The sequence below is a fragment of the Cytophagales bacterium genome (assembly GCA_019456305.1).
Taxonomy (GTDB): Bacteria; Bacteroidota; Bacteroidia; order Cytophagales; family VRUD01; genus VRUD01.
The window spans coordinates 1-21875 of record VRUD01000007.1 but is presented as its reverse complement, the minus strand read 5'-3'; the positions used below and the strand labels follow the sequence as shown (position 1 = coordinate 21875).

Annotated in this window: 25 protein-coding genes; 17 read left to right on the top strand and 8 right to left on the bottom strand. The window is 35.6% G+C overall.

What is annotated here, in order from left to right; all coding sequences use genetic code 11:
* Positions 1–89: 89 nt before the first annotated feature.
* From FVQ77_02510 to FVQ77_02475, 8 genes are all read right to left on the bottom strand, one after another.
* Entirely contained in the window at positions 90–278 is a 189-nt protein-coding gene (locus tag FVQ77_02510; GenBank protein ID MBW8049214.1) for a hypothetical protein, read from the bottom strand.
* Positions 279–399: 121 nt separating this feature from the next.
* Complete coding sequence (locus tag FVQ77_02505; protein ID MBW8049213.1) at positions 400–2250, bottom strand: fumarate reductase/succinate dehydrogenase flavoprotein subunit; 1851 nt, start codon at positions 2248–2250, stop codon at positions 400–402.
* Positions 2251–2309: 59 nt separating this feature from the next.
* Positions 2310–3050, bottom strand: a complete 741-nt coding sequence (locus FVQ77_02500) for a hypothetical protein (protein ID MBW8049212.1) — start codon at positions 3048–3050, stop codon at positions 2310–2312.
* A 27-nt stretch (positions 3051–3077) separates the two neighbouring features.
* Positions 3078–3470: a HEPN domain-containing protein gene (locus tag FVQ77_02495; protein MBW8049211.1), complete on the bottom strand. Its 393-nt coding sequence runs from the start codon at positions 3468–3470 to the stop codon at positions 3078–3080.
* Entirely contained in the window at positions 3463–3774 is a 312-nt protein-coding gene (locus FVQ77_02490) for a nucleotidyltransferase domain-containing protein (protein MBW8049210.1), read from the bottom strand. Before FVQ77_02490 ends, FVQ77_02495 begins: the two co-directional genes overlap by 8 nt.
* 18 nt (positions 3775–3792) lie before the next feature.
* Positions 3793–4371: a hypothetical protein gene (locus FVQ77_02485; GenBank protein ID MBW8049209.1), complete on the bottom strand. Its 579-nt coding sequence runs from the start codon at positions 4369–4371 to the stop codon at positions 3793–3795.
* A gap of 76 nt (positions 4372–4447) precedes the next feature.
* Positions 4448–4672, bottom strand: a complete 225-nt coding sequence (locus FVQ77_02480; protein MBW8049208.1) for an addiction module protein — start codon at positions 4670–4672, stop codon at positions 4448–4450.
* Between the two features lie 40 nt (positions 4673–4712).
* Entirely contained in the window at positions 4713–5576 is an 864-nt protein-coding gene (locus tag FVQ77_02475; protein MBW8049207.1) for a succinate dehydrogenase, read from the bottom strand.
* Between the two features lie 149 nt (positions 5577–5725).
* On the opposite strand from FVQ77_02475, the gene FVQ77_02470 reads away from it, so the two are divergent.
* The 17 genes from FVQ77_02470 (at position 5726) to FVQ77_02390 (ending at position 21560) form a co-directional block, all read left to right on the top strand.
* Entirely contained in the window at positions 5726–8380 is a 2655-nt protein-coding gene (locus FVQ77_02470) for a T9SS type B sorting domain-containing protein (protein ID MBW8049206.1), read from the top strand.
* 149 nt (positions 8381–8529) lie between these two features.
* A complete protein-coding gene (fabD, locus tag FVQ77_02465) occupies positions 8530–9402 on the top strand; it encodes an ACP S-malonyltransferase (protein MBW8049205.1) in 873 nt (290 codons plus the stop codon).
* Between the two features lie 35 nt (positions 9403–9437).
* On the top strand, positions 9438–9887 hold the full coding sequence (locus FVQ77_02460; GenBank protein ID MBW8049204.1) for a GNAT family N-acetyltransferase: 450 nt from the start codon (positions 9438–9440) through the stop codon (positions 9885–9887).
* A 43-nt stretch (positions 9888–9930) separates the two neighbouring features.
* Positions 9931–12150, top strand: a complete 2220-nt coding sequence (locus FVQ77_02455) for a ComEC family competence protein (GenBank protein ID MBW8049203.1) — start codon at positions 9931–9933, stop codon at positions 12148–12150.
* A gap of 94 nt (positions 12151–12244) precedes the next feature.
* A complete protein-coding gene (locus tag FVQ77_02450; protein ID MBW8049202.1) occupies positions 12245–12490 on the top strand; it encodes a hypothetical protein in 246 nt (81 codons plus the stop codon).
* The gene (locus FVQ77_02445) at positions 12469–12915 is read left to right on the top strand and encodes a type II toxin-antitoxin system VapC family toxin (protein ID MBW8049201.1); all 447 of its coding nucleotides are present in this window, start codon (positions 12469–12471) and stop codon (positions 12913–12915) included. Before FVQ77_02450 ends, FVQ77_02445 begins: the two co-directional genes overlap by 22 nt.
* Before the next feature lie 84 nt (positions 12916–12999).
* Positions 13000–13875 carry a hypothetical protein gene (locus FVQ77_02440; GenBank protein ID MBW8049200.1) on the top strand — a complete coding sequence of 292 codons (876 nt, stop codon included), beginning with the start codon at positions 13000–13002 and terminating at the stop codon, positions 13873–13875.
* Between the two features lie 10 nt (positions 13876–13885).
* A complete protein-coding gene (locus tag FVQ77_02435) occupies positions 13886–14608 on the top strand; it encodes a hypothetical protein (protein ID MBW8049199.1) in 723 nt (240 codons plus the stop codon).
* 556 nt (positions 14609–15164) lie between these two features.
* Positions 15165–16436 (top strand): serine hydroxymethyltransferase, encoded by a 1272-nt coding sequence (locus tag FVQ77_02430; GenBank protein ID MBW8049198.1) that lies wholly within the window; start codon positions 15165–15167, stop codon positions 16434–16436.
* A 56-nt stretch (positions 16437–16492) separates the two neighbouring features.
* On the top strand, positions 16493–16726 hold the full coding sequence (locus FVQ77_02425) for a DUF433 domain-containing protein (protein MBW8049197.1): 234 nt from the start codon (positions 16493–16495) through the stop codon (positions 16724–16726).
* Complete coding sequence (locus FVQ77_02420) at positions 16707–17054, top strand: hypothetical protein (protein MBW8049196.1); 348 nt, start codon at positions 16707–16709, stop codon at positions 17052–17054. Before FVQ77_02425 ends, FVQ77_02420 begins: the two co-directional genes overlap by 20 nt.
* A gap of 106 nt (positions 17055–17160) precedes the next feature.
* On the top strand, positions 17161–17493 hold the full coding sequence (locus tag FVQ77_02415; protein MBW8049195.1) for a nucleotidyltransferase domain-containing protein: 333 nt from the start codon (positions 17161–17163) through the stop codon (positions 17491–17493).
* The gene (tatC, locus tag FVQ77_02410) at positions 17480–18268 is read left to right on the top strand and encodes a twin-arginine translocase subunit TatC (protein ID MBW8049194.1); all 789 of its coding nucleotides are present in this window, start codon (positions 17480–17482) and stop codon (positions 18266–18268) included. Before FVQ77_02415 ends, tatC begins: the two co-directional genes overlap by 14 nt.
* 10 nt (positions 18269–18278) lie before the next feature.
* The gene (gene rpiB / locus FVQ77_02405) at positions 18279–18710 is read left to right on the top strand and encodes a ribose 5-phosphate isomerase B (protein ID MBW8049193.1); all 432 of its coding nucleotides are present in this window, start codon (positions 18279–18281) and stop codon (positions 18708–18710) included.
* 297 nt (positions 18711–19007) lie between these two features.
* Complete coding sequence (locus FVQ77_02400; protein MBW8049192.1) at positions 19008–19760, top strand: ATP-binding cassette domain-containing protein; 753 nt, start codon at positions 19008–19010, stop codon at positions 19758–19760.
* A 281-nt stretch (positions 19761–20041) separates the two neighbouring features.
* Entirely contained in the window at positions 20042–20860 is an 819-nt protein-coding gene (locus FVQ77_02395; protein MBW8049191.1) for a hypothetical protein, read from the top strand.
* Positions 20861–20981: 121 nt separating this feature from the next.
* A complete protein-coding gene (locus FVQ77_02390; GenBank protein MBW8049190.1) occupies positions 20982–21560 on the top strand; it encodes a hypothetical protein in 579 nt (192 codons plus the stop codon).
* The last annotated feature ends 315 nt before the right edge of the window (positions 21561–21875 follow it).

Genomic DNA, 21875 nt, shown 5'->3' with positions numbered 1-21875 from the left:
AATTAATTTATCTTATCAACCATTTCCGTTAAAACTTCTTTTGTCCACTTTGCTAAATCCGGATAACGAAAAGTAATCTCTTAAGAATATTATCCATTTGTTAAACTTCTAAAGTTAATATTATCTTTCATTAACAAAGCATCTTTTGATAGTTTTTCCCTTGGTAATCCATTGAAACTCTTATATATATGATCAAATTCCTCACAGAAATCTTTTTTTGCTTCGTCCTGATTTTTACCAAAGGCAAATATACCCAGTGTTTCATTTTCAATAATCACCCTATCATCATTACATTCCTAAATCCATTCCCTTTTCTTGATTTTTTTCTTTTTTTTGTTTTATCTCAACACCCCTTACATAATCATTTACCTTTTTATTAACAAATATAGTGATTTTTAATCAACTCACCAATTCCCTTTCCTTCACCACTTCTTCCTCCAATTCTTCAATAGAAGCATCAGCAATCCGTTTAAGCTCTTGAGGTGGTTCAGGTCGTAATACTTTCTCAACTTGCATATTACCGTCTTTGTCTTTTTTTACCACTACATTCACTTTCAGCCATTCATCTCTTTCACCTTCATAATCCAGGCGGGTATGAGCGCCACGGCTTTCTTCCCTGGTCAAAGCTGCGCGCGCAACTGCTTCGGAAGTTATCAGAAGGTTTCTTAAACTCAATGCCTCGTGCCATCCGGGATTATACTGGCTTGCACCATCTGCCTTTACTTCCCTGAGATCCTTTTTCAGCCTTTCTAATTCATTTATCCCTTTTTTTAATTCTTCCTCCGTCCTGACAATACCTACCCGATTTTGCATAACATCCTGCAGATCCTCATGAACTAAATAAGGATTTTTACCTCTTTCACGATTTAATATATCGGTTGCATTTTTGATTATTTGTTCAACCTGAGATTTGTCTATGGTAGAGGCAGTAGATATTGAGCGAGTATATTCGACAGCGCCTTCGCCCGCCAGTTTCCCAAAGACCAAAAGGTCTGATAATGAATTACCCCCTAATCGGTTAGCTCCGTGCATACCGCCAGCACATTCCCCGCAAGCAAACAGCCCGGGTACATTTGACATTTGTGTATCTGCATTCACCCGGATGCCTCCCATGAAATAGTGTAAAGTAGGGCCAACTTCCATTGGTTCCTTGGTAATATCCAGGCTTGCCAGTACGTTGAACTGGTGATACATGGACGGCAACTTTTTCTTGATCAGATCAGCAGAAAGGCGTGAGGCAATGTCAAGGAATGCACCGCCATGTGGTGAGCCCCTGCCCTCTTTTACTTCTTTCATGATAGACCGGGCAACAACATCGCGGGTGAGCAATTCGGGAGGCCTCCGGGCATTTTTATCGCCTGCAAGCCACCTGTTGGCTTCTTCCTCTGTATCAGCAGTTTCTGATGCAAAACGTTCAGGGATATAATTATACATAAAACGTTTGCCCTCGTTGTTTAGCAGAATGCCACCATCACCTCTTACACCTTCCGTAACCAAAGTACCACGAACAGAAGGAGGCCACACCATGCCGGTCGGATGGAATTGTGTAAATTCTATATCCATCAATTCTGCCCCGGCTTCATAAGCCATGGCATAGCCATCACCGGAATATTCCCATGAATTTGAGGTGATCTGCCAGGCTTTACCAGCGCCCCCGGTAGCAAAGATCACCGCCTTGCACACTAAAATAACGAACTCACCCGAATCCCGCCACATGCCAACCAGTCCAGTTATTTTATCACCATCTTTTAGCAAATCCAGTGCCGTGAATTCCATATAAATATCAATGCCTTGATGTATGCCATGATCCTGCAAAGTTCTGATCATTTCCAGTCCTGTGCGGTCGCCAACATGTGCCAGGCGGGGATAACGGTGTCCCCCAAAGTTCCGCTGGCTGATCAGTCCGTCTTTGGTGCGGTCAAATACGGCTCCCCATTCTTCCAATTCTCTTACCCTGTCAGGGGCATGTTTGGCGTGCAATTCTGCCATACGCCATACATTGAGGAATTTCCCACCCCGCATTGTATCCCTGAAATGTATCTTCCAGTGATCCCGGGGATCAACGTTGCCGAGTGCAGCAGCACAGCCTCCTTCAGCCATTACAGTATGGGCTTTGCCCAACAATGACTTGCATATTAGTCCCGTACTTAATCCCTGTCCGGAACATTCTATGGCAGCGCACAATCCTGCGCCACCGGCACCTATTACGATGATGTCGTGTTCGATGGTTTTTATTTCGGAGATGTTCATTTTTTTATTTTATCACTACCATCTTCTTCCCGCTGCTAACACCCTGTGAAGTTTGTAAATTATAGTAATATATTCCCGGAGAAAAGGTCGGTTGTTGAGAGCCGTAAATGGTTAAAGGTTCTGTCAACTTTAAATCTTTTGACCTCTATGCCCTGGATATTGTAAAAAACAATTTCACCATTGCTAATGTCTTGTTGAAGCTGATAATCAATTATTGTGTAGTTGTTTGATGGGTTGGGATAGGAAGCTCCTATTTGCCAGTGATCTATCTGACCAATTATTTCTGTTTTTCCTACTGGTAAAGTTCCCGGCAAACTATATATACGCAAGCCAAAATATTTATAAGGGCATTGTTGATATCTCCTCACATACATTTTATAACCATCATTACCAGCAGAAATTATATCAACTCCATGAGTACTATCCGACTCGAATAAAATTGAACCAATTTCATTAAATATCTTAATTTTGCCGTTACACTGGCTTGAATCATAATAATATGCTATAAACTCAATTAAATTATCAGTATCAAATAAAGATTGAGTAATGTAACGAATATATACGTTAGGGAAACCTATTACAGTGGGAAATGTAATAGTTTTATCAAAAGAATGGTTTAAATTATAAAGCGTAAATTGATAATTATCAAACTTAATATATCTGTAATAATTATCACCAATTTGATATAACCAAGCACCATTTGGAGCTTGTATGGTATCATATTCATATTCAAAAGTAATTTGCGCTTTTGATATAGATAGCAATGAAATTGCTGCGAATAAAAGTGTTAATTTTTTCATAGTTTATAGATGTTTAAATTAATATTATTATTTTGTTATTAGCTCTAATATAATGTTTTTAACTTTTACAGCAGTTTGATAAGCAGTCTTAGCATCTTCTAATGAAGGCTCATAACTATCACCAGGGTATCTTACTTCAACAGCAAAGTTTTCAAATTTATCTATACAATTATAAAGATCATCATTAAAATCTTTTCTATTGGAAATTAAATCTAACAAATAATACAAATCGTGTATTTCTTTAAAATCTATATTTAAGCTCACTAAATAGGCTTTTATGTATTTCTCTGCTGTTTGCTGACAATGAAAACAAATATTATCAGTGAGGTGTGGCTTGTGTTCTAATGCTAATTCTGCGATCTCAAGATCGTGTTCAGCCTTATTTATCCATTCTTTCACTATTTCAGATTTCTTATCCATATATAACCTTTCCCTGCTTCAAAATTTTTGTTACAAATGCTAATGGAGTATCCTTCCATTTTTGTATTTCATCTTTGGTATAAACTATTAAATCCATCGGAACAGTAATTCCTCTTAAATGTTTTCTTATTTCTGTACTTCTTTTATATCTAGGCAGATTTGAATCCTTAATAATGAGCAAATCTAAATCACTGCCATCAGTAGGATTATCATCTGCATAAGAACCAAAAAGAATAATTTTTTCAGGCTTATAGTTCAAAGCTATTTTGTTTACGATTTCGGTGATCTTTTGCCGGGTTATCATGATAAATATTGTGTTTTTCTATTTGTATTTATTATCTATTCTATACAAATCATAAGATTTTCTTGTTATAATATAATTATACTCATCTATTATTTTCGGAATTGTTGTTCTTTTTTTCTTCGCTTCTTCTTGTACTATTCTATCTTTTGCAAGGTCTTTCTTCATTTCCTTTAAAAACTTGAAATAGCCCTCTCCGTTTTGATAATAGCCATAATGTTGAGAAATAGGTATGTCCCACATTATAAATAATTTTGGTAACTTTAGGTGTAAAATTTTAGATACAGCTGTACCTCCTATTTTGTTTATTGATTTAATCTCTTCAAAAATATCTTTAATTTCTTTTTTATATTTATCTAAATTAATATCTTCAATACTCAATTTTTTTAATTTTACTATATATTTATTTCCTATTAGTTTCTTCTGAAGTTCTCTATCTATCTTTGAGAACTCAATTTTTGGAATCCTGCATCCCCATTTATTCAAAAAAATAAGGATCTTATTAATATCATCATTATTATTTAATGTTTCAAGATAGACTTTGTTATCTTTTTCATATTCTTTATCCCACTTTTCTATAGCTTTTGTGATTGTTTTCAAAATTTTTTAAACTCTTTTCAGCCAATAATCAGGTTTTCTTTTTAAATGCATAACTGCAACAATATTAATATTTTCATTAATGTTTTGTTATCTTATTCCTTATTTCTTTCCACTCTACAGGTTTTACTTTCCCATCTTCGATTTCGTTTAGTCTTTTATTAGCCAATCTTAACCATTCTTCTTCTGCATTTCCATCTTTTATTTCTTCCAGACTATCAATAAGATAATGAGCTAACCATGCTCTTTCTTTCTCTTCAAGCACTAATGCTTTATTCAGTATTTCTTTTGTTTGTAAATTCATAATATTTTTTTAACAATAAATTTAGTTTAATTTTCAATTATCAAATCCCCCACGTATTCAAATCGGTTATCACCCCCATAGACACTAATCTCACATAAACATCAGCAAATCCAACCCAGAATAAGCTCACCCATGCAAACAGCATATGACGTTCATTTAAAAAACTAACTTTACGCCATGTGTGATACCTTAGTTTATTGCACGATAAGCAATCAGTTCCTCCACCAATCAAATGTCTGAACGAATGGCATCCAAAGGTATAACTGCCAAGTAGAATAGGATTGATCAGCAGCACGATGCTGCCTACACCTACACCGAATTTACCGTCATTAAAGAAAGCCAGAATGGCATCATAAGAAAGCAGGAATATGAAAATAATGCCAAAGATGAGTGCATAACGATGCAAATTTTGAAAAGTCATCAATCCCGTCTCTCCTTTGTATGGTTTTTGAGGTATGGCTCCCACAGCACAGGCAGGGGGTGATCCGGCAAAAGCCCGGTAATATGCCTTCCGGTAATAATAACAGGTAAACCGGAAAGAAAGCGGAAATAGAAGGATCAGCCAGGCAGGTGAAGCAGGCAAAAAATCAAAGTCAAAAAGCCACTCAGGCCACGCTCCGAACCAGGCATGCCACAGAGGCGCTACCCCTTCAACACCCTCTTTGATAAACAAGGGTGGGGAGTAAAAGGGTGAAAGGTAACCTCCAAAACCTTCATGCCCACCGCTCCACCAGTAATATTTACCCTGCCATGCCGCCCAGGTTGAGTAAATAATAAAAGAGGTCAATCCCGAAAGCACCAAAAATGGTTCAATCCACCATTTATCAGTTCTATATGTGCGGATGAAACCTATCCTGTTGATTGCCAAAGATGTGGTTTTTTTATTTAATGTTGTAGCTTCCATAATTATAATTTATGCTTATTTTTGGTCATAAAATTATGAACTTTATATAAAAGAACAAAAAACATATAGGGTTATATTTTATGCAATAATACTTTTTTTTTGTAGTTTTACAACCAAAGTAATAAGTTTAATTAGTGTCTGCATCATTTATGTACAATTATAGAAGAAATTTTAAAATCTTATTTGTGCTTTTACTCATTGTATTAAGCGTAAAAGACGTCATAGCATCACATCTAAGAGCAGGCGAAATTACTGCTGAGAGAATTTCATCACTAACCTATAAATTTACTTTAACTTTATATATAAATACCGGAGGTCTGACCGATCAACCTACCGCAATATTAAAATTTGGTTATGGGTCTCCTGAAGAGCAGGAAGAAAAAGCCTTTGAGCCTTTTCCGTTAAACCTTGGTAATAACACGCAACAAAATATATATATCTTTACACATATTTTCCCAGGTCCCGGAAGTTACGATGTGAGCTTTTGGGCTGAAAACAGAAATGGAGGCGTTAGGAATATGGATGACTCTTATAATACTGCATTTTATATTTCAACTACAATAAATACCCAGGTTGGCTCAAACAGCACTCCACAATTGTTGGTGCCACCTATTGATATCGCAGCATCAGGGCAGCTATTTATCCATAATCCCGGAGCATGGGACCCTGACGGAGATAGCTTATCTTACAGGCTTACCATACCCCGCAAAGCTAAAGATGTCTATGTAAACAACTATAAAGATCCTGCGGATCCCGGTTTTTTTTTACTACCTGATTGCCCATCAGCAGGCACGGCTACATTCACTTTAGACCCGGTGACAGGCGACATTGTTTGGGATACACCTTGTAAAACGGGGGAATATAATATTGCATTCTATATTGAAGAATGGCGTAATGGGCTCAAATTAAGCTCTACGATCAGAGATATGCAAATTTTTGTAGAAGAATGTACCAATAACAGACCAATGCTTGAAATACCTAAAGATATATGCGTGATTGCCGGAGACATCATTAATGACACGATCAAAGCAACAGACATAGATGGGGATATCATACAGTTATACGGATATAGTGGTATATTTAATTTGTCATCTTCTCCGGCTATTTTTACTCCTGCAAGTGGATCTTTTACCTGGCAAACCAGTTGTGGCCACGTAAGAGATCAGCCTTATCAGGTTACTTTTAAGGCAGAGGACGTGAGTGTATGTAAGCTGGTAGATATACGCAACTGGTTTATCACTGTTAAAGCGCCTGCACCCACGGGGTTAAGCGCTATTGCAAATAATAAATCAATCACTTTAAGCTGGGACTTTTATCCCTGTAACAATGCTCAAAAAATGGGAATATGGAGGAGAACAGGTAATTATGACTTCGATCCTGATAGTTGCTGTGAAATCAACGTGCCGGACCCGGGTTATCAAAAGATCGCTGAAGTAGCTATATATGATACTACTTTTGTAGATGACGATAATGGAATTGGCTTAAAAAAAGGTCCAAATTATTGCTATTTGATAGCGGCAGAGTTTCCCAAACCGGGCGGGGGTATAAGCTGTGCTGATACAATATGCCAGCATTTAGTGCTTGATGTTCCGGTAATCACCAATGTTTCAGTAATAAATACCGATTTGAGTAATGGTGAGATAGAAGTAAAATGGGTTAAACCTTTAGAAATAGCAGATACAATATATCCACCTCCCTATCACTACAAACTTTATAGGGCCAAAGGACAATATGGGAGTGATTATACTTTAATTTATACTTTAATTGACACTGCAGGCGCTATTACAGATACTTCTTTCTTAGATAGCGGCCTGAATACCCAAGACAGTGCATATAATTATAAGGTTGAATTTTATTATAAAGACACTACCTTTAAAGGAGTGTCAGACTCAGCATCCAGTGTGTGGCTCAATACTGTACCGGCTTGCAGAAAAGTACAACTTTCCTGGAAGGCAAATGTGCCCTGGTCAAATATTGAGCGGTATCATTACATATACAAAATGATTGGTACTTTTCAATTAGTTGATAGCGTCTTGGTAACAGAGGATGTTGGTAGTTATATAGATTCAGGTTTGATCAATGGAGACTCAGCCTGGTATTATATAAAAACCAATGGTACGTATGGCATGCCTTTATTGCCCGATCCTTTAATTAATGCTTCTCAAATTACTTTTGAGATTCCCAGAGACACCAATCCGCCCCTGTCTCCCATATTGTATATCAGTCAGCCTGATTGTGATTTAATTTGTAAACATATAGATGCTTTTATTCCACCCAATAATGAAATTTTTTGGAAAGATAATAATCTTGAATGTGAAAATAATATTTCAACTTATAAAGTTTATCAATCTTGCGATGGTGTATTTAAGAATATAGATAGCACAAAAAATGATACGTCTTTTTCAGATATTTCTATTGCAAGATGTTACGTTGTAACCGCTATTGATATATATGGTAATGAAAGTGAGTTCAGCAACAAAGTTTGTACCTATAATTGTTTGTGTTTTCCAAACATTTTTACACCCAATAATGATAAAAATAAATTAAATGAAATATTTTCACCTAAAAAACCAGTTCCAAAGGAAATAAATTCTGTAAAATTGGATATTTACAACAGATGGGGGAAAAGAGTTTTCTATAAAGTTTTTAATGTCTCAACTGGTGATGTAGATATTGAGTGGGATGGAAGAGCTAACAATAAAAGAGCATTGCCTGATGGCGTTTATTATTACCATGCCGAAGTTGAATACAGGTGCATTGATGAAAATGTGACTTTTAAAGGTTGGGTGCAGATTTTGAGGTAGATGTCCCGACAAAGCCGGAATGACCAGAAGGTGATTATTTCACCCTAACGGGTGATCAGCCTTTGGCTGAAAATGTAGGAATAAATTCTATTAAAAATATCAAAATTCCCCCGATTGCATCGGGGCAGGCGATACACTAAATATAAATTATGAAAGCATATATCTTCCCTGGTCAGGGCTCTCAATATGTTGGTATGGGTAAAGATCTGTACGACAGGTCTGAAGAAGCCCGGAAAATGTTCCAGGCAGCAAATGATATACTGGGATTTAATATTTCAGATACAATGTTCTCCGGTACAGATGAAGAGTTAAAACAAACTAAAGTAACACAGCCTGCCATTTTTATACATTCAGTTGTGCTTGCCTCAACTTCATTAGCATTTAAACCGGATATGGTAGCAGGGCACTCTCTTGGTGAGTTTTCAGCCTTAGTGTCTAATGGTGTATTAACGTTTGAAGATGGATTAGGATTGGTGTTAAAAAGGGCTTTAGCTATGCAAAAAACCTGTGAGGCAAACCCATCAACTATGGCAGCTATACTTGGCCTGGAAAATAAAAAAGTGGGAGATATATGTCACCAGTTTGATGAAGTAGTAGTACCTGCCAATTATAATTGCCCGGGCCAGGTTGTAATATCCGGAACGATCAAGGGTGTGAAGGATGCTTGTGAAGAATTAAAAAAAGCAGGCGCTAAAAGAGCTGTTGAATTGCCTGTAGGTGGAGCGTTTCATTCACCTTTGATGGAACCGGCAAGAGTCGAGCTTGAAGCTGCCATCCGCAACACTGATTTTAAAATTCCCTTCTGCCCGATCTATCAGAATGTAAATGGCCTGGCTTCAAATAATACTGAAGCAATCAAATATAATATATCCGCACAATTGACATCACCTGTAAAGTGGTCGCAGTCTATTGAGAATATGATCAAAGATGGGGCTACAGAATTTATTGAATGCGGGCCTGGTAAAGTTTTGCAGGGATTGGTAAGAAAAATCAATAGAGAAGCCGTAGTTTCTTGTGTATAAAAAGTTTTTGCAAAATAAATTTATAAGCGCCTAAAATGAAGTCCATCAATGTTTTCAAAATATACAAAAAGGAAGATATGGAAACTGCATTCATTATCAGAAAAGAAGTTTTCGTGGAAGAACAGCTTGTACCCTCCGATGAAGAACTGGACGAATTTGAAGATTCTTCCCATCATTTTTTAGCCACTATTGATAAGATTCCCTGCGGCACTGCACGTTGGCGCTATACAGACGAAGGTATTAAGATGGAAAGATTTGCAGTTTTATCGCAATACAGAGGAAATGGAATTGGTTCAAAATTAGTTAAAGCGGTTTTGAATGATATTCATTCAGATAAAAATAATAAAAATAAACAGGTTTATCTGCATTCACAGCTTGATGCCTTACCGCTCTACTTAAAGTTTGGATTTATGAAAAGTGGTAAAATGTTTGATGAATGTGCTATTATGCATTATAAGATGAGTTTGAAAAAAAACAATAGGTAGTTACCAGTATTGAAATTTTTTTTATTAGAAGACTTTTTTATAGATGATCAAATGGACGCCTTATTCATTCCTCAGAATCACCGTTTTCTTCATAGCCGGCATCCTTTTTTATATCTACACCGGTCTTGAGTTTGATCACTATTTTGAGCTATTCGCTTGTTTTATCTCAGCTTATGCCCTCCTCTATTTCACTATTCCTAAAGAACGTATTGTATATTTTAAGCCGGTATTTGGAATCATTGCCTTAATTTCGGTTTTCTTATTTGGCATCCTGTTAACAAAACAAAAAACAAATTCTAATGATGCTAATCATATTCTAAATTTCAATGGAGAAATCTATTATTATAAAGGACTCATTGTTTCAGAATTAACTGAAAAAGCTAAAAGCTATAAAGCAGAGCTTTTAATTTCTGAAATTAAAAATGAAAATGGGTGGGGAACAGCTTCCGGCCGCATTCTCATATATTTTGCTAAGGATTCGACTACCAAAATGCTGAAATATGGCGACAGGTTAATCATAAAAGGTTCACCCAACCTTATCACTCCACCTTCAAACCCTAATGAATTTGATTACAAAAGATATTTAAGATTCCACAACATTTACCATCAACATTTTGTAAGGAACGGAAATTACCTGGTCTGTGGTTATCAACCCATTAATGTTATAAAAGAAAAGGCCACAGCGGTAAGGAACTACTGCGATAAAATACTCCGTAAATACATCCATTCATCAAGGGAATATAAAATTGCCTCAGCTTTAATTCTGGGAATAAGAAGCAGTCTTGATAATGAAATAAAAGAAGCATATTCCAATGCCGGAGCTATGCACGTTCTAGCCGTATCAGGACTGCACGTTGGCATCGTTTTTCAATTTTTAATGCTTATCCTCGGAAGACTTAGAAAGATCAAGTATGGAGAAATAATACTGGCTTTTATTCTATTGGTTGTATTGTGGTTTTATGCTTTTGTTACAGCACTCTCACCTTCGGTGTTGAGAGCAGTTACAATGTTTTCGTTCATTATTGTTGCGAGGGCTTTTGGCAGGCAAACCAATATCTATAATATACTCGCGGTCTCGGCTTTTTGCCTGCTATGCTTTAATCCTTATTTAATCATGGAAGTTGGATTCCAGCTTTCCTATATGGCTGTTTTTGGGATTGTATATTTACAGCCAAAGCTATACGGCCTCGTTGAAATATACAATTGGGTTGGCGATCAGATCTGGGCAATTACCTGTGTTTCCATTGCAGCCCAGGTTGCTACCTTTCCTATTGCTTTATTGTATTTTCATCAATTTCCTACCTGTTTTCTTTTCTCAAACCTGGTCGTTATTCCTTCTGCTTTATTGATCTTATGTTTAGGATTTACAACGATTGGCGCTTCATTTATTCCTTTGCTGGCTAAGGGCTTTGGCTTTTTGCTTGAAAAGCTGATATGGTTGTTAAACCAGTTCATATTTACCATAGAGAAACTTCCATTTGCGCTTATAAAGGGCATTGATATTTCGGTTTTTGAATCATGGCTGATCTATGCGATCGTTATAATTTTTTTAATTTTTATCTATTTTAAAAAAATTCAATTCCAGGTAGTATTATTTTCACTCTTATTTTTGTTCAGCATTTTTCAGATCATTGAGTTAAGTATTCAAAAAAATCAAAAACGTTTTGTTGTCTATAATATTCATGATCATTCGGCAATTGACTTTATTGATGGTTTTGAAAATGAGCTGATCTGTGATTCAATTTTATTAAATGATAAATCAAAGTTAAGATTTCATATTTTTCATCATTGGTGGAATAAAGGGATCAGAAAAACGAATATTACGCCAAGCCCCACCAGCCCCCCTCTAACTCCCCCCAAAGGGGGGAGAACTGGCCATCCCCTATCCCCCACAGGAGGCAAAGGGGGTGGCAAAGTCCCCCCTTTGGGGGGATTTAGGGGGGCTGTGGATTTAATTGTTTGGAATGGTTATAAGATATTATTATTGAATAAGGATATGGAATTTCCTGGCAATTTGGGGAGTGGCAGCCCGAACATGAGCCGGACCCCCACTTACTACAAAATAGATATTGACTTTATTGTGCTCCAAAACAATGCACATATTTCACTGAGAAAACTTCAGGAGCATTTTATTTTCACAAAACTCATCATCGATTCTTCTAACAAATGGTATTATGGTAAAAAGTTGCTAAAAGAAGCGAAAGCCTATGATATTCCCTGCTTTTCAGTGAGGCATCAGGGGGCGTTTGTGTGGGATATTTGATGTTGTGGGGAAAAAATCTTTTGAAAATGAAACGATATTGAGAAAAAAGCGTTAAAAAGTCAAGTAATTTAGATAATTTTCTTATTTTTGAATTATGAAAACACATGAAATTATAAAAGAAATTGAAAGATTACCAATGTCAAAAAAGATTTTAGTCATTGAAAGGACTTTAAAATCTATGCGGGAAAATGATATCCAAAATCAAAATAACATCCCTGTTTTTGAGGAAAAACGGATAAAATTATCTTCATTGAAAGGTAAATTAAGTAAAATGAGCGCTAAAGAAATAGATGATAAATTAAAATCATTAAGAGAAGAATGGGAGAGAGATTTTTATTAGATACCTCAGCAGTAATAAAGTATTTGAATGAAACCCTTACTGATAAAGGTGATTTATTTATGGATATGATTGTAGATGATGAAAGTATCATTTCTGTTATTTCCAGAATTGAATTATTGAGTTGGAACCCTGATGATCCAAACGATTTAAAAGTTTATGAAACATTTATTGAAGGCTCTGAAATTAAAAATATCACAGAAGAAATAATATTAAAAACCATTAAAATTCGTAAACAAACCAAAGTAAAATTAGCAGACGCAATTATTGCAGCAACTGCAATTGTATATGATTTAACGTTAATTGCAGATAATGATAGAGATTTTAAAAAAGTGAAGGATTTAAAATATATAAATCCTAATAAGATCACTAAAGAGTTTATTAAACATATTATAAAACAAAAAAAGCCCAACCAAAAAAAAGGCTGAGCATTAAATTAGGGACTATTAAAATCAAGTAATTATGGAAATAACACAAATTCGTGAAGTTAACGGTAATTTTAAAAACGGACAATGAGAGAACCATTTAAGAAAAAATTAGCAAGAGAAATTCTAATCCTATTTGGAGTGTTAGGACTAATACTTATAGTTACTCTTGGACTTTGGTGCTATTCATTAATCATTGAAAAAATGATTGCCGACAAAAACAAAGATATTCAGTCACAACAAAATATTATTTCAAATCTTTCAAGTACTTATGATAATAAGTTTTCCAAAATAAAATCATTCATCACTCTTTTAAAAACAAAGGAGGACGAAAATCGGGGTTCAAATTATACTCTTTATCTTCTTTCTAAAGAATTTAAGGTTTATAAAGCAGTAAAAAAATATGAAGATGAACAATCTATTAATGGTAAACTGCCCAACCCAAAAGACAAAGTCTCTTACATTGCCTGCATTCGAGAAATAACTACAGACGACAAATGGAGTAAATATTTAGTCGATATAGAAGATTTTTACACCATAGAAGAATGGGTCCGGAAATCCGGTCTTCAAGGGAATGGGTTGGAGGAACTTTTTAAGACTGATGACGATATTCTTTCTGCTTGGAATTGCTTATTAACAAACAAGGAAAATTTATATTATTTATTGCCTATGCCACTCTTGGAAGAGTTGAAGATTGAAAATAAAGCAGACTTGGTTAATTTATTTCAGCAATACTCATTCACCAAAGCTGAATTGAACAGTAAAACAAAAATAACAGAACTTAAAATAATAAAACAAAAACTAGAAGAAGAACGGAATAATTTTTCCAGTAAAGTAATTTCAAGAGATGACTTAATTAAAATCGTCAAAATTATCAGCATAATTATTTTACTTCTTTTTTATCCACTACGTCTGCTGGTTTTTACTTTTAAATGGGCAATCAAAGCATATAAGCAAACATAAATTAATTGAAATGAATTCAACTTTAGCAAAATTAATTGCACTTCAAGACAGAGTAGCAAGCGTTCAAGAACTTCACAGCACTCCACCTGAGGATATTTTCGTCAGTCTCCGAGACCAATTTTTAAAAGAGGCAGACAAATTGAAAAAAGAATTTCCTGACTTACAGGACTTCGCACCACAAAACTATGAGCAGTTTCACGCTGGAGACGCATCATATCACAAATGGGCAACACGGGCACTTATTGCCGACATACAATATTTTATAAAATTTTTAAATAGTGTTGAAACGATACAAACACCAAATATAAAAGTATCGGAAGAAGGCGTTTACTTCGCTGGACAGCATTTTGACGCACTGTTAAAATTTAATGACATCATTGCAAAAGCGACAAAAGAGATAATCTTAATAGACAACTATCTCAATGAAAAAATTCTTGAACTTTTGGCAAGCAAAAATAATAGCGTGCTTTGTCGCGTGCTGACACTTAACAAATCTATAACACCGACAATAAAAACATTCATTGAAGCATTTAATAAACAACATAAAAATTTAGAAGTAAAAACTTCTTCTGTTTTTCACGACAGATTTGTAGTTCTCGACCAGACAGACTTTTATCATTTCGGTGCATCAATTAAGGACGCAGGGAATAAAGGATTTATGTTTTCAAAAATAGACCAAGGTTTTATCAAAGACGGTTTACTTCTACAATTCGAGAAGGAGTGGAAAAAATAAAACCATCCAGACAATTTTTGGTTTTTTCGTGTGACAGTCTCGCGGACAGTCACGACAGAAAAACTACCGCTAACAGCAAGTACATTAGTCAAGCAGACGACCATTTTATTCAATTGGTCTACCAAATGATTAAACGTGATAAAAAAGGAATCGTTCTTCATACTACTGAAGGCAAACCACTTACCCCGGAACAATACAAAGCAGAGATTGATGAAGCAAGGAAACAATATGAAAAGGGTGATTATATTACACAACAAGAATTAGAACAAAAAACAAAAAATTGGTAAAAAAATAACTTTTCCTTTTAAACACTCAAAAAGGGGCTTACGCCCCTTTTTTTATCCCTGACGGCAAACAATTATCAATCATGAAGTTGAAAAAAATCCGCGAGGGAACTTACTAAACTAAACCTGCCGCAAGTATAAAGCTCTTTATTTAATTTGCAAACTTTTTTTTATTTTTTTTTAAAAAATCCTTTTTTCATAACTAAAAACAAAGATATATCTTTTTTTCACAAATAAGAAAAAAAATCATTAAATTTGTATAATTTAAAAACATGAAAAAAGACACCCAAATTTTTGATATCATCGCTAAAGAAAAACAGCGCCAGCTTCGCGGCCTTGAACTTATTGCGTCTGAAAATTTTGTCTCAGAGCAGGTATTGCAAGCAATGGGCAGTGTATTAACAAACAAATATGCCGAAGGCCTTCCCTCAAAAAGGTACTATGGCGGCTGTGAATGTGTGGATGAATCGGAACAATTAGCAATAGACAGGACAAAAGAGCTGTTTGGCGCTGCCTGGGTAAATGTGCAGCCGCATTCCGGGGCGCAGGCAAACATGGCGGTTTTTATGGCTGTGCTGAAACCGGGAGATAAATTTATGGGGCTTGACCTTTCCCATGGAGGTCATTTAACGCACGGGTCACCTGTAAATTTCTCGGGTAAGCTTTATCATCAGATTTCGTATGGAGTTGGTGAAAAGACCGGTACCATTGATTACGATAAAGTAGAAGAGATCGCTTTAGTAGAAAAACCCAAATTCATCATCACCGGTGCATCTGCTTATGCCCGCGATTGGGACTATAAACGTTTTCGTGAGATTGCTGACATGACCGGTGCATTGTTAATGGCAGATATTGCCCATCCGGCTGGCATCATCGCAAAAGGCCTTTTAAACGATCCCCTACCCTATTGTCATTTTATAACCACCACCACCCATAAAACGTTGAGAGGCCCGAGGGGCGGTATGATCATGATGGGTGAAGATTTTGAAAATCCCTTTGGACTCAAAACGCCTAAAGGAAAAATACGTATGATGTCATCATTGCTTGATTCGGCTGTATTCCCGGGTACACAAGGCGGCCCGCTTGAGCATGTGATCGCGGCAAAAGCTGTTGGACTGTATGAAGCATTATCGGATGAATATAAAAAATACGTTGAGCAGGTTCAGAACAATGCCAGCGTAATGGCAAAAGCCTTTATAGAAAAAGGCTACCATGTAATTTCCGGAGGTACTGACAATCACTTAATGCTTATTGACCTTCGCAATAAGAATCTTACTGGAAAAATAGCAGAAAACGCCTTAATAAAAGCAGATATCACTGTGAATAAAAACATGGTTCCTTTTGATGATCAATCTCCTTTTGTTACTTCCGGTATGCGAATTGGTACCTCAGCAATTACAACAAGAGGCCTGAAAGAAGATGATATGCTGAAAATTGTTGATCTTATAGATACCGTACTGAGGGATCATGAGGATGACTCTAAAATTGGAGCTATAAGAAAGGAAGTGAATGGATGGATGGGGAATTTTCCATTGTTTCAATAAAAAGTAGTTATTTGAAATATTTTTAAAGTTTGATTATCTTTGAAAAAATTTAACAGATGAAACAAAATGCAATAAATATTGACCCCGGAATTCTTGGCGGAACACCGGTATTTCGTGGTACCAGAGTTCCAATTCAATGTCTATTTGATTATATAGAAGGTGAAGAAGGTCTCTATGAATTTCTGGATGGATTTCCATCAGTTACAAAAGAACAAGCAATTGAAGTTTTAAATATTGCTGCAAGATTTGTTACGTCACCTAAATATATAAATGAAAATATTACTAGATGAAAATCTGCATAGAAAGTTAAAATTTGAGTTTGTAGATCATGAAGTTTATACAGTTAGTGAAATGTATTGGTTGGGAAAAAGTAATGGGGAACTTTTGAAACTTATGGTAAATGCTGATTTTCGAGTATTTATTACTGCCGACAAAAATTTACAATTTCAACAAAATTTAACTAAATATCCAATTACTATCTTTTTGCTGAATGCTTATGATAGCAAGTATTCAACACATAAACCTTTAATTCCATTAGTCCTTGAAAAACTCACAGAAGAAATGGAACCAGGATTAATTGAAATTAAAAAGCAGAAAGTGTCAGGTGGAAACACCTGACACCACTCTAAAGTTCTTTTAACAAAAAAGATAAAGGTTTATCTCAATTATTTGCAATATTTTTTATATTTGATTATCTTTGAAAAAAATTTGATAATTTTAAGATATGATTAGCCCAAAATATATTAAAACTATAACTGAAAAAATAATTGAAGTAATTCAACCTGAAAAAATTATTCTATTTGGTTCCTATGCTTACGGAAAATCAAAAGAAGGGAGTGATCTGGATTTATTAGTAGTAGTGAAAGATAGTAATGAACCCCGTTTCAAAAGAGCAAGAAGAATAAGGAAACACCTATGGGGTCTTATATCTACACCTAAAGATATTTTAGTCTATACGGAAAAGGAAGTTAAGGAGTGGAGTAACGTACCACAGGCTTTTATTACCAGTATTGTTTCAAAAGGAAAACTTCTATATGAAAGAAATGTCATTCCTTGACCACCTTGAAGAATTGAGGTGGCATATTTTACGTTCTTTTATTGCAATTCTTGCTCTTGCTATCATTGTTTTTTTAGCCAAAAATATCGTTTTTCATCATATCATTCTTGCCCCTTCAAGGCCGGATTTTATTACGTATCGTTTTCTATGTAAAATTTCGGAAATACTTCATTCTTCCGTATTGTGCATAACCGAATTGCCTTTTACGATCCAGAGCCGCAAAATGACCGGGCAATTTACCATGCACATTTCATCATCAATTGTAATTGGATTTATATGTGCATTTCCCTACGTTTTCTGGGAAATATGGCACTTTGTTAAACCAGCGCTCTACACAAAAGAAAGAACGATCGCAAGAGGGGCGGTATTTTTTGTAAGCCTGTTATTTTTATCAGGCATTCTGTTCGGGTATTATGTTGTATCACCGTTATCCATTAATTTTTTGGCAAACTATCAGCTTGATCCGAGTATCATCAATGAGTTTGATATTACTTCATACGTCACAACAGTATCCATGCTGGTACTAACATGCGGTATCATGTTCCAACTGCCAATCATGGTTTATTTTTTGTCAAAAGCAGGGATTGTAACACCTGCTACCATGCGAAAATACCGCAGGCATGCCCTGATCGGCACGCTGATCGTCTCTGCAATAATCACTCCGCCCGATGTGATAAGCCAGCTTTTAATAGCAATGCCTTTGTTTTTATTATATGAAGTTAGTATTTATATATCTAAATTAGTAGTGAAGAAAGAAATGCCTGAAATGAAATAAATTATACATTATGGACAAAATCAAAATAGCAATAGGCGGTGACCATGCAGGCTTTACTTATATAAAAGAATTAAAAGAGATGCTGTCACAAAAAGGCTATGAAGTAAAGGACTTTGGCCCTGTTGATGAAAGCCCGGTTGATTATCCAGATCATATCCATCCGCTTGCCAATGCAGTTGAAAACAAAGAATTTAATTATGGTATTTCAATATGCGGGAGCGGAAATGGTGTAGCTATGACAGCAAACAAGCATAAAGGAATAAGAGCTGCATTATGCTGGAATAAAGAACTAACAGCCCTGGCACGCCTGCACAATGACGCCAACATCTTATGCCTTCCTGCACGTTTTGTTAGTATTGAAGAAGCAAAAGAAATGGTGGAAGTATTTCTGGATAACGAATTTGAAGGGGGGAGGCATGAGAGAAGGGTCGGTAAAATATAAGAAGTGGCAGTTGACAGTAGAAAGAGTCACCCTTCTGAACGAACCTTACACCCCTCTGAACCCGTAACCCGTAACTTTAACAATTTATAAAAAAACAGTTAAGATTTGAGCTATTTTTTTTAATTTAGATTTTTGGGTAATAATATTTTCCAAGAATATTTTTTTGCTTCAATCATTATTGTACCTTTCGCCCCAATTAGGCACTTAAAAATTCATTATTGATCCCGAGTACTCGGGAACGATAATTTTGTTGCTGTTAATAGATAAGTTGGCAGTTGGCAAGGAAGAGACGCCCAAATTGGGCGTCTCTTCCTTGCCAACTGCCAATTGCCTACTTTTATCAAAACCAATAAAAAGTTGTCACAAGTACTTGAAATAAAGAATGTTTCAAAAAATTATGGGAATATCCGGGCATTGGATGGTGTTTCCTTTAATGTAGAGAAGGGCAATGTGTATGGTATACTTGGCCCGAACGGAAGCGGAAAAACCACATTGCTTGGGATAATTTTAAACATCATTAACGCTAACCAAGGTACCTATAGCTGGTTTGGGAAGCCTCCTTCAAAGTATAGCAGAAAGAAGATCGGAGCGCTATTAGAAACTGCAAACTTCTATCCATACTTATCAGCTTACCAGAATTTAAAGGTCACAGCCACCATTAAAGGTGTCCCTTATAGCGATATTGACAGGGTATTACAAATTGTTGGTCTTGCTGATAGAAAAAATTCAAAGTTCAAAGGATTTTCTTTCGGAATGCAGCAGCGATTGGCTATGGCTTCGATATTGCTCGGGAACCCTGAAGTGCTGGTACTTGATGAACCTACCAACGGATTGGACCCGCAAGGAATTGCAGAGATAAGGAACCTGATCATAAAAGTTGCCAACGAAGGTAAAACGATTATCATTGCCAGTCATATTTTAGACGAGATAGAAAAAGTTTGTACACACGTAGGGATATTAAAAACCGGCAGGATTATGGTTTCAGGCGCAATGGGTGAAATAGTTAAAAAGCAAAGTTTAGAAACCAAGTTTTTAGAAATAACATCTTAATATAGTTTTTAGTTTATTAGTTTTTGGTTGTGGTTAATTTGTTACTTGTTATAGTTTTTTAGTTGGGTGGTTTACTTCATTTAACGGCAGCCACTCGTGCTCTCCCGAGTACTCGGGAGGAGCACGATGAGCAAGAAACTAAAAAACTATAAAACCAGAACTAAAAACTAATCAACTATAACCCCGCACATAAATTTATAATAAAGTGAAAAAATAATTTATATCAAATTAATAAATTTATGTGCGGGGTAACTAACTAACCACCCAACCAATAACAAATTATGATCTCACTTATCAAAATCGAATTTTATAAAATACTTTCCAACAGAACTTTCTGGATATTTACAGTTTTATATATAACTTCATCATATTTATTTTTTTATGGAGGGAGTAATATAGAGATTGAAGCTTTAAACTTTATTAATTTTAAGCAATATTATTACTTCCCGCGTGTGTGGAACAGTATAACTTATATTGCTCACTTTTTTAGTATTTTACTGTTAGGCCCTATAGTTATTTCATTAGTTACTGCTGAATTCTCTTATAAAACGTTCCGATATCAAATCACCTGCGGGTTGAGCAAACTGGATTTTGTACTTGCTAAAATATTGCTCATATTAATTTTTTGCACTATGAGTACATTGTTTCTGGCAATTGTGAGTTTGGTCTTTGGATTTACTCATACTCATAAGGCATGTTTCACCTGTCTCGACTGGTTTTCCAAGTCAACCTACGTTTTAATTTCTGACCAAATGCATTTCCTTCTAACCTATTTTATCCAAACATTTTCTTACCTTTCCTTTGCATTTTTGGTTGGTGTAATCATTAAAAAAACAGGATTAGGAATCGTTCTATATGTTACATATATATTATTTATTGAAGCTATAATAAGGTTCTTTGTCCCGAATCAAATAGACCCTTATTTTCCTGCGAATATTTTTTCAACGCTAACCCCATTCCCCGGGAAGAGTCTCTGGCAACTGGCTTCAGGTGTTGAAATGTATCCCATACCGCTGATTATAGCATCTCTTATTACTATTGGCTACAGCTTGTTGTTTTGCTTGATATCTTATTATATTATAAAAGTCAGGGATGCGTAATGTAGACAGTAATCATTTTTTTCACAATTGCAATTCACATAAAATATTTTTCACTTTTTCCTTGTCTTTTCATTTGCCTGTGTTAACTTTGTAATATAAAGCCATTTTAAAATATTTTCAAATGAGAACTCAACAACAAAAACTCGATTTTGACAAAGTTTGGCTGATGTTTCAGGAAACAAAAGAACAGATTAAAGAATCCGACCGTATCCTTACAGAAAAGTTTCAGGAAACCAAAGAACAGGCTAAAGAAACAGATAAAAAATTACAGAAACTTGGCGAAATGTATGGAGGACTGTCTAAAAACATCGGAGAATCAGTGGAAGATTTCTTCTTTCATAGTTTTGAGAGAAATCCTGTCATCGGTAAGATCCGGTTTAAAAATGTAGTGCAGTATATGAAAACCGATAAAGTAGAATATGATATTGCGCTGACAAATGGTAAATATATTGCAATAATTGAAGTAAGGCACAAATTTCACCCCGCCGATATTGATGTTTTTATTGATACCCGTTTATCATTGTTGAGAAAGGAGTTTGCAAAATTTAACCCATGTAAAGTAATTGCCTGCATAGCCGGTTTTGTAATTCCTAAAACAACCAAAATAAAAGCCATTGAAGCAGGATTATATGTTTTTACACAAGCAGGCGAAAACATAAAAATCTTAAACGACAAAAATTTCAAACCGAAAGAATTTTAAAATATTTGCACATAATAATAATTCAACGTATCGAAATTTCAATGTTTATGTTTGGTAATTGCCTATTTCCTTATACTTTGCACTTTTGAGTCGGCAGTCCACAATCGGCAGTCAGTCCCGAGTACTCGGGACCGACTGTTGACTGCCGACTGCCGACTTCTTTATCTCAAACCTGGAACGGCTCCGCCTGAGTGAATAACCGGCAAAGCACTCATATTTTACTTCCCATCTCCCTCTCCACCTTCCTCCTCAACTGCCTCCTGAACAGGCGCTTCATCAGCTTCCCGGCTTTTTCGTGCAGGGGGTAGAGGCACA